The sequence below is a fragment of the Acinetobacter sp. genome, assembly GCF_036659555.1.
GTDB lineage: Bacteria > Pseudomonadota > Gammaproteobacteria > Pseudomonadales > Moraxellaceae > Acinetobacter.
Genome location: NZ_JAVXCI010000027.1, coordinates 17,894 through 30,558, shown reverse-complemented (window position 1 = coordinate 30,558; position 12,665 = coordinate 17,894). Strand labels below are relative to the sequence as shown.

General features: G+C 49.4%; 9 protein-coding genes and 1 pseudogene. 4 read left to right on the top strand and 6 right to left on the bottom strand.

The window, feature by feature from the left end; all coding sequences use genetic code 11:
• Positions 1 to 316: 316 nt before the first annotated feature.
• From RSA72_RS05565 to RSA72_RS05550, 4 genes are all read left to right on the top strand, one after another.
• Positions 317 to 1,666 (top strand): aromatic acid/H+ symport family MFS transporter, encoded by a 1,350-nt coding sequence (locus RSA72_RS05565; protein ID WP_332621884.1) that lies wholly within the window; start codon positions 317 to 319, stop codon positions 1,664 to 1,666.
• A gap of 62 nt (positions 1,667 to 1,728) precedes the next feature.
• Positions 1,729 to 1,923 (top strand): hypothetical protein, encoded by a 195-nt coding sequence (locus tag RSA72_RS05560; protein ID WP_332621882.1) that lies wholly within the window; start codon positions 1,729 to 1,731, stop codon positions 1,921 to 1,923.
• A 44-nt stretch (positions 1,924 to 1,967) separates the two neighbouring features.
• A complete protein-coding gene (locus tag RSA72_RS05555; protein ID WP_332621880.1) occupies positions 1,968 to 2,558 on the top strand; it encodes a tetratricopeptide repeat protein in 591 nt (196 codons plus the stop codon).
• A gap of 84 nt (positions 2,559 to 2,642) precedes the next feature.
• On the top strand, positions 2,643 to 2,954 hold the full coding sequence (locus RSA72_RS05550; protein WP_332621878.1) for an ankyrin repeat domain-containing protein: 312 nt from the start codon (positions 2,643 to 2,645) through the stop codon (positions 2,952 to 2,954).
• A 41-nt stretch (positions 2,955 to 2,995) separates the two neighbouring features.
• On the opposite strand, the gene RSA72_RS05545 is transcribed toward RSA72_RS05550, so the two are convergent.
• From RSA72_RS05545 to ileS, 6 genes and pseudogenes are all read right to left on the bottom strand, one after another.
• Positions 2,996 to 3,544 (bottom strand): type 1 glutamine amidotransferase domain-containing protein, encoded by a 549-nt coding sequence (locus RSA72_RS05545; RefSeq protein WP_332621876.1) that lies wholly within the window; start codon positions 3,542 to 3,544, stop codon positions 2,996 to 2,998.
• 606 nt (positions 3,545 to 4,150) lie between these two features.
• A complete protein-coding gene (locus RSA72_RS05540) occupies positions 4,151 to 6,919 on the bottom strand; it encodes a S8 family serine peptidase (RefSeq protein WP_332621875.1) in 2,769 nt (922 codons plus the stop codon).
• A gap of 1,162 nt (positions 6,920 to 8,081) precedes the next feature.
• A pseudogene (locus RSA72_RS05535) lies at positions 8,082 to 8,622 on the bottom strand (NADPH-dependent FMN reductase).
• 160 nt (positions 8,623 to 8,782) lie between these two features.
• Positions 8,783 to 9,265 (bottom strand): FKBP-type peptidyl-prolyl cis-trans isomerase, encoded by a 483-nt coding sequence (locus RSA72_RS05530; protein WP_332621874.1) that lies wholly within the window; start codon positions 9,263 to 9,265, stop codon positions 8,783 to 8,785.
• Complete coding sequence (gene lspA / locus RSA72_RS05525) at positions 9,258 to 9,797, bottom strand: signal peptidase II (RefSeq protein ID WP_068913367.1); 540 nt, start codon at positions 9,795 to 9,797, stop codon at positions 9,258 to 9,260. Before lspA ends, RSA72_RS05530 begins: the two co-directional genes overlap by 8 nt.
• Positions 9,790 to 12,636, bottom strand: coding sequence for an isoleucine--tRNA ligase (gene ileS / locus RSA72_RS05520; RefSeq protein WP_332621871.1), 2,847 nt, complete (start codon positions 12,634 to 12,636; stop codon positions 9,790 to 9,792). Before ileS ends, lspA begins: the two co-directional genes overlap by 8 nt.
• Positions 12,637 to 12,665: the final 29 nt, after the last annotated feature.

Sequence of the window (12,665 nt, the reverse complement as noted above, 5' to 3'; positions counted from 1 at the left end):
CCCTGACTCTAGCGAGTCAGGGGGCTTTTTTTATGCAGGGAATGCAGGGGAAAAATAAAAAGCTGAACAGGAATAGCCCGATAAAAATAGAAGAAAGGCCGGAAAAAGAGCTCAGGCCAGTTATGCAGGCCTTATTCTTTATGAGAAAATAAAGATAAATAAATTAAATATTTAGAGCTATTTTTCATCTGCAGTCACTGCTTATCCCTAGGTCTAATTGTTCATGAAATTTGACTTGCGTATATTGCGCGCACATTGAATTTTACTTAAATATTCATGTGAAATTTTGGACAAGTACTCATGGGAGATGAGAACGATGACGACGGAAAATTTAGATATTAATTCGGTAGTCGATAAGGCGAAATTTACCCCGTTCCACTTCAATGTCGTGGCTTGGTGCTTATTGATTATTTTATTTGACGGCTATGATTTGGCCATTAACGGCGTGGTGCTGCCGCTGTTAATGCAAGATTGGGGCTTAAGCGCTGTACAGGCCGGCATGCTGGCAAGCACTGCGCTTGCAGGTATGATGTTTGGCGCGATGTTTTTTGGCTCTTTAGCAGACAAGATTGGCCGTAAAAAAGTCATTATGATCTGCATTGTGCTGTTCAGCGGTTTAACTTTTGCCGGCGGCTTTGCATCAAATCCGACTGAATTCGCTATTTTGCGCTTTTTAGCAGGGTTAGGCATTGGCGGTGTCATGCCTAATCTGGTTGCGCTAACCTCTGAATATGCACCGCAGAAGATGCGCAGCACACTGGTGACTACCATGTTCAGCGGCTATGCTGTTGGCGGCGTTATGGCTGCTTTACTGGGTTCATGGTTTACCCCAAGCTTTGGCTGGCAGATCATGTTTTTCATTGCCGGCATTCCTTTATTTTTATTGCCGGTAATTTGGAAATTCCTGCCGGAATCTTTGGCGTTTATTGTGAAAGAAAATAAGCAGGACAAAGCGCGCAGCATTGTCCGCCGCTTGGCGCCAAATCTGGCGGTGAGTGAAAGCACTACATTTTCTTTGCCGAAGGTGGATGTGCCTGAGTCTGCAAATGTGGTGAGCTTATTCCGCCGCGGCCGCGCAGCCAACACGCTTCTGTTCTGGCTGGCGTTCTTTACCTGCCTGCTGACCATGTATGCATTGAGCAGCTGGCTGCCGAAACTGATGATGGCTGCAGGCTATTCCATGGATAACAGCTTGATGTTCATGATGGTGATGAACGTGGGTGCGGTTGTCGGGATTGTCGGGGGCGGGGTCTTGGCGGACCGTTTCCATTTAAAGCCTGTACTGATGTGCCTTGGCATTATGGGCGCGATTGTGATGAGCCTGATGGGCTTCCAGTCAAACCAGTTCCTGCTTTACATTTTGGTCTTCTTGGCGGGCGCTGCTTCAATCGGTTCGCAAATGCTGCTGTACAGCTATGTGGCGCAATTCTATCCATTGGCGATTCGTTCGACAGGTATTGGCTGGTCGTCTGCCATTGGCCGTATGGGGGCAATTGTAGGGCCAATTTTAATTGGAGGTTTATTGGGTATGAATTTACCTGCGTACTTTAACTTTATGGCAGTGGGTTTACCTGTACTGATTACAGCAATTGCGGTTGCGCTGATTATGAATGAAAATGAAGCCGAAAAGCTTAAGTCTAGTTCGCCAGTGGCAGCCAAGGCTTAAAGCAGAAATGGATAAAGGAAGCCTCCAGTTATTGGGGGCTTTTTTGCATTATTGCGGATCGCATGCAGGTAAAAGAAAATGCCAAGAATTCAGTTCAGTTAAAACCTGATCGAAAATGCATTACCATTATATTAATGGAAAAACTTCATTTTTTCCGGATTTTAGAGCTGAAAACTCTTAGCGGTGCTGGCACAGGCGTGGTTATTCATCTGCAAGTGAATAATCGCTGGCCTATTATTTCAAATACCCTGATCTAAATGGTCAGGATGGTTTAACAGCGTATTCTAAAAAAAATTACACATTGGCTTTCAAGGAATTTGAAGAATCTTCAAATAGCGGGGATGTTCAAGCAACCCATTATTTAGCAAGCATGTACTATCAAGGATATGGCGTTAAAAAGAATTTAGCCAAGGCTGCCGCGTTATTTACACAGTCTGCAAATCAAAATTATGCGCCTTCTCTTTCGAATTTAGCTGTTATGCATTCAAAAGGAGAAGGCGTTGAAAAGGATATGGATAAATCTTGGGAATATCAGATTAAAGCTGCTCAAGCAGGTGATGCGCAGTCACAATTTAATTTAGGGCAAATGTATAGAAAAGGGGAATATGTTCAACAAAATTTTCAAAAAGCGCTTTTATGGTATTTGAAATCAGCTGAACAATTTTATACTCCTGCGTATAATGAAATTGGACTTCTATATGCACAAGGTCTGGGTATAAAAAAAGATTCTATTATTGCGTATGCATGGATTTATTTGGCTGCGGAAAATGGCAATCATGAGGCAAAGCTAAATCTGAAAAATTTTGATCAGATATTGGATTCAGCGCAAAAGCAGCAAGGTCAAACAATTGCTAAGTCTATTCTTCTGCAATATAAGGAAAGCAAAAAGTAGATTGCTTTAATTAAATATGTGCGCCAGAAAATCATAATTGTATATTTTTGATTTTTCATCTTAATTTATTATGAGATCTTTGCTATGAAACTCAACTCATTCTCCCCAATCCCTGAAGATGACGAAGAGCTGCATCTTCCAGAACTGGTGTACTGGGCATCTTTAGGCGGCTTGGCCGAAGTTGAACAGCTGCTGGCCAGCGGTTCAGATGCCAATAGCGCAGACGAAGAAGGCTACAGCGCGCTGCAGGCGGCGGCTGAAAACGGATATTTAGACATTGTAAAGCTGCTGGTAAGCAAAGGCGCAGATGCGCAGCATAAAGCGCCCTATACTGCCTTAGAGCTTGCGGAAATGGCCGGCAATGCAGAAGTCGCAGCTTATTTAAAAAGCCTTTAAATAGAGATATGCGGACCCGGCAAGTTGAAGTTTTGCATGATTCAGGCGCCTGCCTCAAGCTCATTTAAAACCGCATGATTAAACGCTGCAATATCATCCGGGCAGCGTGAAGTAATCAATACCCAGCCGCCCGCGCTGCAGCGGTGCACAGCTTCATCCACCCATTTGCCGCCGGCATTCTGCACATCCAGTTGAATGCTTTTATAGGATGTCAGGGTTTTGCCTTGAATCCGTTCCGCGTTAATCAGCAGCCAGGGGCCGTGGCAGATGGCTGCAATCGGCTTTTGGGCATCGGCAAACTGCTGCACCAGCCTTTGCGCATCTGCATTGATGCGCAGAATGTCAGCATTCACCGTCCCGCCAGGGATGACCAGAATATCATAATCATCTGGATCGACCCTGCTGAGCAGGGCATCCGGATCATCGCTGAGCGCTGGCGCGTGGCCGCTTTTTACCGTTTGCACCGGCTGCAGCTCAGGCGCCGCATGAATGCTTTCAATGCCTTTGGAGCGCAGGAATTCTAAGGGCTCCAGCAGTTCATCCCGCGCTACACCCGCATTTGAGGTGATAAATAAAGCTTTCTTCGCCATGTGCTGAATCCTGTAAGAGGCTGCTTCATTTCACCTTAGCAGGCGCTTTTCAGCCTGTATGTCGTGATTTGGCGCAAAACTGTAAGAAAATTTCTCAGCCGGCAGGCCGCATATTCAGGCAGATGGGAGGGTATTCAATCTGCATGAATTGCCTGTTTAATGGCGCAAGGCTCAAAGGCGGAAGTGCATCCGGCGCAGTTTTTAGGATCAGGGGCATGGGCTTTGAGCTGCGGCCATGGGCTGCCTAAATGCAGATTGAATAAGCGCTAGATACGGAAAAGCCCCATCATCCTGACAGGGCTTTCCGATATTCCGCAGTTTAGGCATAACTCCTGTTGCGCCTCACGTCCTGATGCAAAAACTTTATTCTTATTGTTTTCATGTTTTGGAAACATCCTGTTCCCTGATGTCTGTAGATTATGCTGCATTGCATGCCCTGCATAGCGGTGAATTTCCGCATCTGCTGTAAGCTGCGGCTTACACGGGTGCAGCCCCGGCTGCCAAGCAGCAAACCGCCGGGCCGCTGAATTCAGTATGCTCTATAGGCCATGCGCCCCAATATACAGCTGTGATGCCAGTCCAGATTTTTCAAGACTGGCAAATCCTTTAGAATGCCGCTTTTACACCTGCTTGACCTTGATAGCTATCGGAATGATCAGAGATTCCTGCAACATCAGCAAAAATATTCCATTTGCCGCTTTTGTGAGTGTAGTTGACGCTCAAACCATAAATTGTGTAGTCGTTTTGGTCAGTCTCGACTTGATACGTTGATTTTGCTCCTGCGGCAAGATTAGACTCAATCTCTACCTCTGGCTTGCCGGAACCTGCCCTGTGAGCATATTCAGCAAAGCCGCCCACGGCAACACCATTTCCAACTGCTGCATCTAAACGCAAGCCGGCATGATATTTCGCTTCATTCACATCAACATCACTTACAGTTAGCCCATACAGGTTATCTTCTTTGACGCCATCAAGCTTTAGGTAATTGCCGCTTGCGCCCAAATATGGCTGGAAGTGAATATTCCAGCTGCTTAATTGCAAACCTGCTTCGCCATATACGCCGCTTTGCAGCACGTCACTTGATGATTTAACAGTTTCAAATTTAGTTCCATCAAACACTTGGCGAGTGAATTTTCCGTCGCCGGCACCCATATACGCATGGCCGGACAGATACATCAGGCCGTGATCAGTCCAAGCGCCATATAAGCCTAAGGTATTCAGATCAAGGTCATTTGAACTTTGAGCCGCAGAGTAATCAGATGATTCTTTATAAAATGAAGTATATAGGCCAACAGCTGCATTATCCGAAATTGGCGTATCTACGCCTAAAGAAACGGTGTTTGTTTCAGATTCAACAGTGTCCAGACCAGAAATTTCAGTATCTTTCTTCATTCCAGCATAATTCACCCAGGCGCCGCCTTTAATGCTGCCATTAAGAGCATGCGATCTGCGCGCAATCTGCGAATGAGCCAAAGACTGGTTTTGAAGAATAACCGCCGGAGTCGCGGCAAAGACGGCGCCATTGCCTGAATTTAATACAGCTTGCGCTTCGTTTGCCGTGGTGACCGACTGCAGCCCGCCCACATACTGCACTAATGCGCTGTCAGTATTCCCAGACTGGTATTGCGCTTCAGCTTGAGCAAACAGGCTATTAAGAACTTCGCCTGATGCATAAGTCACCGCGCTTGAATTTGTGCCTGCCGCAGTTGCGTCTGCGTGATCCACGCCGACTTTTACATCATTCGCTCCGTATGTAACACCTGTGGTCTTTAAAAATGCGCCATCTTTAACATTGCTGAATCGGCCAGCAACACCGCCATTGGCATTCAAAACCAGATGTTCGCCTTTTGACACATATTTACTGTCTGATGCAATAACCGACAAGGCGCCATCTAAGCCGGCCTTGCCTGCAATATCCAAGTGTTTATTCAGCATGTACTGTAATGTGCCGGTGCCTGACTGTGTGTAATCGCCGCCGATTTTAAGCTGACCGTAACTTGTTGAAAAAACCCCGTGATTGTTTACATTTTTTCCGGCAGCGCCGCTGCCTGTCAAATAGCCATTTAAGCCGACATTTACATTTCCAGCTACAGCACCCGTTATAATTAACTTGCCCTGCATTACATCCGTTGCACCCGTGTATGTATTATTGCCGGATAAGACTAAAATTCCTAAGCCGGATTTCTCTAGACCCGCATCACCAGCGATATCGTTTGAAAAAACATACATTGGCTTTGAATTATCAACATTGGCTTCGAAATCACTGCCAAAAATCGCCCAGAATGCGCCAGGCCCTTTGACCGCTTGTTCAGCATCCAAAACTCCCCAGCCAAAGCGGTCATTGAACAGTTTTGAACCTGAACCGTCATCAAGAGAGTCAGCAGTCGTTAAAATGGTTTGGCGAACTTGATCATTGGTTAGCCACGGGTATTTGCTCCAAACCAGAGCCGCCGCAGCTGTAACAGTTGGCGCCGCGCCTGATGTTCCGCCAAAAAGCTGACCGCCTTTATCCGAGTCATAATAAGGGCCGTTAACATAGTCAGAGGCTAAGCACCAGCGGGAAGCTGAATTGCCGCAGGCATTTGAACCAGTATTGTTCGATGAATTGTAATAAAGGTCATTATGTGCTGGATCTAAACCGACAACAGTTAAAAAGCCTTGCTCTAAACCCGCCACGTATGATGGCATTTGCGAAATATCACTTGAAGTCAGCTGCGCTTCATTGCCCGCGGCGACAACGATCAGCCCGCCATTTTTAACAACTTCTGAAGCAAAACTTTGAGATAAACTGTCTACGGCCGCGCCTGCTGTATTTCCCCCCCATGAGCCATTAAACAATTGAACGCCGAATTTCTCCTGCAAATGGCGCATTGCTTCAAAATTTACATGAACATAAGAGTGTCCAGATGCATCAATGGTAGTTTGCGCCGCGTAAATATCTGCAATCCCTAATGCGCCGCCCGCCGTTGAACCATTCGCTGTATTGCCTGCAATAATTTGGCTAACGAAAGTGCCGTGATGGCTTGCAGCCATTTCCTGTACTGCAGAGTCTGCCAATGAGATATCGCTGACCTTTGAAGGCGCGCCGGGAACATAATCAAATTTCAGAACTTTTGATACTGAATCACCAATTGTTGCATTGTGAGTATTCACCCCAGAATCAATCACACCTACTTTTACTTTTGCCGCTGGCCCTTGATCAACAATAACCAGATCAGGAGTCACTGTTTCAGTACCGCCATCATTTCCAGTTCCCGGATTTGTTGGAGGTGCAGAAAAATCAGGGCCAGATGAAGACCCGCCGCCGCCGCAGCCTGTAACAGCCAAACTGATAGCTATTGCGAACACCGATGATGCTAATTTATTTGTATTCACGTTTAAGTCCTAGTCAGTATTTTTGATGAAGCCAATATATTTCTAAGCAGTTCTATATTGACCGGCATTAATGCGTATTCAGTAAATATTTAGATGTGTTAATCTCCCTTACAATATTTTTTAAGTTTATGGATTTCATTAGTTTTTAATTACAAAAAGATGTTCAATTTGCACCGTTGAGTAAACGGAATACCGCTCAATTATCGGAATGGCAATTTTACTTCGATTTGCTTAAACGGCTCCGCAACAGCCTATTTAACTGCCTAAGCCTCAGCTTTATTCTTCTTGTTTTGGAAACTCCTGTTCCCTGATTATTGTAGATTATGCTGCATTGCAGGCTATGCATAGCGGTGAATTTCCGCATCTGCTGTACGCCATGGCTTGCATCGGCGCAGCCGGTTATCAAACAGCAAATCGCCGGGCCGGTGAATTCAGTATGATCTATAAGTCAGAAGGCCACAGGAAGGAGCGGTGCAGATGAAGCGGCGCATCCGCGATGCGGCCCTCAGCCGGCGCAAATGCCGGCCTGCTCAAGCTGACAGCCCGGTAAAATTCCACAGACGGAGTTTTCTGCAGATGCATCTTCATGCGCTTTATCCCGCAGGTTGCGTGCTGGGAAAGGTCTGGATCAATTAGAGGGGGCTGTTTTTCAGCTGGGCTGTGATGCTTTGCGGCGCAATAAAACAGCAGGCCAGAAAAAGGCCCTGGCATCCAGCCAGGGCCTTTTCGAATTCATGCTAAGGGCATGATGAAGATCATGCATTCGGCCTCCCGCCGATCTCATTTTTTCTTTTTATTGCAAGACATCCTGTCTTTGATGATTTAAAAATATACCTATCCTGAAGCGGGAAAAAGCCATTTTGTCTGCATTCAATGTAAGCCAATGCGGACAGCACTGCGGCATTGCAGAAGGAAAATGGCGCAGCCGGAAAGCAGGGGACGCTTAAGCGTAAAAAAGCCCCGGCAGGATGCCGGGGCTTTTTCAGATTCATTCCAGCGGTATAGCTCCTGCCGTACCGTGCGCGTCCAGCGCCTGCAAGCTTATGATTATTGTTTTGCGCTTTTGAGACTTCCTGTCTCTGCATGACAGCAATATTAAGGCAGTTCTGAATAGGTGAAAAGCGGCGATTTTCCGCATTTGCTGTAAGCCGCGGATTACATTTTACCGCGCATATTTAATCAGCTTCTTTACGGCAGCCTGCAGGCCCTTTTCATCAAAGGGATTCGGCTCAAACTGCTCAGCCGAATTGCGCGAGAAAATATCGCGGATTTCAAGCACGGCATTGCTGTCCACGAGCCCCAGCTGTGTCGCCACTTGGCGGATCTGGTCAATCGAGCGCGAACCGTTGGTCGCGGCCGTAGCTGATGTAGGCCGCCGGCTTGCCGGCCCATTCCTTGCCGATATAATCCAGCGCATTTTTTAAAGCCGGACTGTAGCCGTGATTGTATTCGGGGCTGATGAAGATAATTGCGTCCGCCTGCGCAATTTTGTCCGCCCACTGCTGCTGCTTGGGCTGATCATAGATGCCGGTGGCTGGCGGATGCGCGCCGGCAAAAAAGGGCAGGTTCCATTCTTTGAGGTCGACAATTTCAGGCTGAATGCCGGCATAGCCATAGCCGGCAATGGCGCTGCTGACCCAGCGGGCGACTTTAATAGCGATGCGGCCTTCGCGGACGCTGCCGGCAATAATATAGATCTGCATGGCTTTCCTTATCTGTTTATTTTTATGGGGCTGCCTTCAAATTATTATGTTTGCTGCGCGCTGCCTAGAGCGGAATTGTATCTGCCCGGCGCAAGCCTGCAAGGCGCAGGCATGAAAAAAGCTCCCGAAGGAGCCTTGATCAAGAGCCTCTGCGGCTGCCTTACATCAGTTTTACGCCCTGCTGGCCGGCAGGGGTAACTTTAAAGATTTCCACTTCAAAGGTGATGTTTTTGCCCGCCAGCGGATGGTTGAAATCCACTTCGGTAATGTCATCGCCAACGGATTTCACCACGCCGTACAGGCTTTGCTTGGCTTTGTCTTCAAACTCAATCATATGGCCTTCGGCTGGGCGCTGTTCAAATTTAACCGTGTCAAATTTCTGCACATTTTCCGGGTTCCACGGGCCGAATGCATCTTCAGGCGGCAGGCTGACGGTGCGGCGGTCGCCGGCGCGCAGGCCAAACAGGGCTTTTTCAAAGCCCGGCAGCAGGCTGCCGTCACCCATCACCAGGCTGACCGGCTCTGCGCGGCTGCGGGTGTTGTCAATTTCTGCGCCGTTTTCAATGGCCACAGAAAAATGCAGATCCACTTTCGCGCCGTCGGCGATGCGGGTTTCTTCATTCGGATTCATAAATTCAGTCATTTTGCGCTTCCGCACGCTGGATACGCTGCTTTTCTAAAAAGAAGGTATCAATTAACAGTAAGATGGTGCCCAAAGTAATGGCGCTGTCTGCAATATTGAATGCCGGGAAGTGGTGATTCTGATAGTAGACATGAATAAAATCGACCACGTAGCCTAAGCTGACCCGGTCAATTAAATTGCCGATGGCGCCGCCTAGAATCAGCGCGACCGCAAGCGGCAGCACCTTGATCTGCTTGGGCATGCGCATCAGCCAGAATACAAAAATCACCGATACCAGGCCGGCAAGCGAGGTGAAGAAATAGCGCTGCCATCCGCCGGCATCGGACAGGAAGCTGAAGGCTGCGCCATAGTTATGCAGCAGCGTCCAGTTTAAAAAGGGCAGCACTGGCACAGGATCTGCATAATTCAGATGCGTGCTGGCAATCCATTTGGTCCACTGATCCAGAATAATGGCTGCAATGGACAGGCCGACCCACACTAAATTGTGCGGGTAGAACTGAAACAAGCCCTTTTTATGTTGCGGATTAGGCATATTTCCTCTCTTCGCCTTGACCTGTAGGAAGGTTGATAATACAGCGGCCGCATAAGCCTGAATGTTCAAGATGTGTATTCACATCCGGCAGCACATGCCAGCAGCGTACGCATTTTTCACCGTCTGCAGCGGAAACCTTCACATGCAGGCCAGCAAGGTCAGAGGCTTCGCCTTGCGCAGCATCAAACTCATTCACCAGCACTTGTGAAGTAATTAATACAAAGCGCAGCTCATCGCCGAGCTGATCCAGCACCGCTTTCAGTTCCGCATTGGCCCACAGCTCGACTTTGGCGGACAGGTTCGAGCCGACCAGTTTCGCGCTGCGCGCTGTTTCAATGAATTTATTCACGGCAGACTTCACCGCAATCAGGGTTTGCCAGTCGGCTTCTGAAATCAGGTTGGCGGTTGACGCTGCAGGAATATCGTACCATTCCGCGGTGAACACGTATTTCCCGGCCTGTTCCGGAATCAGCGGCCAGGCTTCCTGCGCGGTAAAGCTCAGGATTGGCGCCATCCAGCGCACGAATGCCTGCACCAGATGGTACAGCGCAGTTTGCGCGGAATGGCGCGCCTGCGAATCCGCTTTAGTGGTGTACTGGCGGTCTTTGATGATGTCGAGGTAGAAGCCGCCCAAGTCATTGATGCAGAAGTTAGTCAGCGCATTGGCGACGATATGGAAATTCATATCTTCATAGGCCTGCTGAATGGTTTTCTGCACCTCAGCCGCGCGCTGCAGGATATACTGATCCAGCGCGATCAGCTGGTCTGCAGGCAGGGCATCTGTAGACGGCTTAAAGCCGTTCAGGTTGGCCAGCAGGAAGCGCAGCGTGTTGCGGATGCGGCGGTAGCCGTCAGACGCGCGGCTGAAGATTTCCTTGCCCGCGGTCATTTCATAGCGGTAATCGGCAGAGGCGATCCAGAAGCGCAGGCCGTCGGCGCCCATGTCCTTGATGATGTCCTGCGGCGTAATGATATTGCCCAGGGACTTCGACATTTTGCGGCCTTTTTCATCCACCACGAAGCCGTGCGTCAGCAGGCCTTTATAAGGCGCGCGCTCATTGATGGCGATGGAGGTCAGCAGCGACGACTGGAACCAGCCGCGGTGCTGGTCTGAGCCTTCAAGGTAAAGGTCAGCCGGATCGGTCAGCTCTTCACGCTCGCGCAGCACGGCATAATGGGTCGTGCCGGAATCAAACCATACATCCAGAGTGTCGCGCACCGCATTGTAGTGCTCGGCATCGGCGCCGATGAATTCGCTTGCGTCGCGGTTATACCAGCCGTCAATGCCTTCCTGCTCAATCAGCTTGGCAACGCTTTCAATCAGCTCCGGCGTGCGCGGATGCAGTTCATTGGTGTCCTTGTGCACAAAGAAGGGGATTGGCACACCCCAGGTACGCTGGCGTGAAATGCACCAGTCTGGACGGCCTTCGATCATCGACTGGATGCGGTTTTTGCCCCAGTCCGGCACAAAGCTGATCTCGTTTTCAATCGCATTCAATGCATTCTGGCGCAGGCCTTTGGCATCCATGCTGATGAACCACTGCGGTGTTGCGCGGAAGATGATTGGGGTTTTATGGCGCCAGCAGTGCGGGTAGCTGTGCTTGATCGGGTGGTGCGCCCACAGCTTGCCGGATTCGGCTAAAGCTGCAATGATTTGCGGATTGGCTTTGTAGATGTGCTCGCCAGCGAACAGCGGCGATGTCGGCAGGTAAACGCCGTTGCCGCCGACAGGATTGTCGACTTTCAGGTTGTACTGCAGGCCGACTTTATAGTCGTCCACGCCGTGGCCCGGCGCAGTATGCACGGCGCCTGTGCCGCTGGCTGCGGTGACATGCTCGCCCAGAATCACCGGAACTTGGCGTTCGGCAATTAATGGATGTTGCAGCAGAAGGTTTTCCAGTTTGGCGCCGGCAAATTCCGCAAGCACTTCAACCGAGCTGAAGCCGTAGCGCTCGGCTGCAGATTCGGCAAGGTCTTTGGCCAGAATGAAGTTCTGTGCGGCTTTTTCTTCGCCGCGCGCTTTCACCAGCTGATATTCAATTTCGGCATGCAGCGCCACCGCTTGGTTGGCCGGCAGCGTCCACGGCGTAGTGGTCCAGATCACGATATCTGTGGAATCGGCAACCGTCAGGCCTAAGCGCGCAGACAAGTCGGCAAGGTCTGCAACGGCGAAGCCGGCGTCAATCGCATCGGATTTTTTGTCTTCATATTCCACTTCGGCTTCGGCCAGGGCTGAACCGCAGTCCAGGCACCAGTTGACCGGCTTAAGCCCTGGCTCGATATGGCCGGCTTTGGCGATTGCGCCAAGAGAGCGCACGATGTCCGCTTCCTGCTTGAAGTTCATGGTCAGGTAAGGATTGTCCCAGTCGCCGAACACGCCCATGCGCACAAAGTCTTTCTTCTGCAGCTCAACCTGCGTATAGGCGTATTCGCGGCAGGCTTTGCGGAACGCCGAGGCATCGACTTTTACGCCGACCTTGCCGACTTTTTCTTCAACTTTCAGTTCAATCGGCAGGCCGTGGCAGTCCCAGCCCGGCACGTAAGGCGCGTCAAAGCCGTCCATGACGCGGCTTTTGATGATGATGTCTTTGAGCACTTTATTGACTGCATGGCCCAAATGGATTTGGCCATTGGCATAGGGAGGGCCGTCATGCAGCACATATTTTTTCTTGCCAATGCGCGATGCGCGAATCTGCTGATAAATGTTGTCGGCATACCACTCTTCCAGCCATTTCGCTTCACGCACTGCAAGATTTGCCTTCATGGCGAATTCAGTACCGGGCAGGTTCAGTGTGGCTTTATAATCCACTGCATTTTCAGAAGTTTGCTTATCGCTCATGCAAGTTGTCATCCAATATTATCAGCACT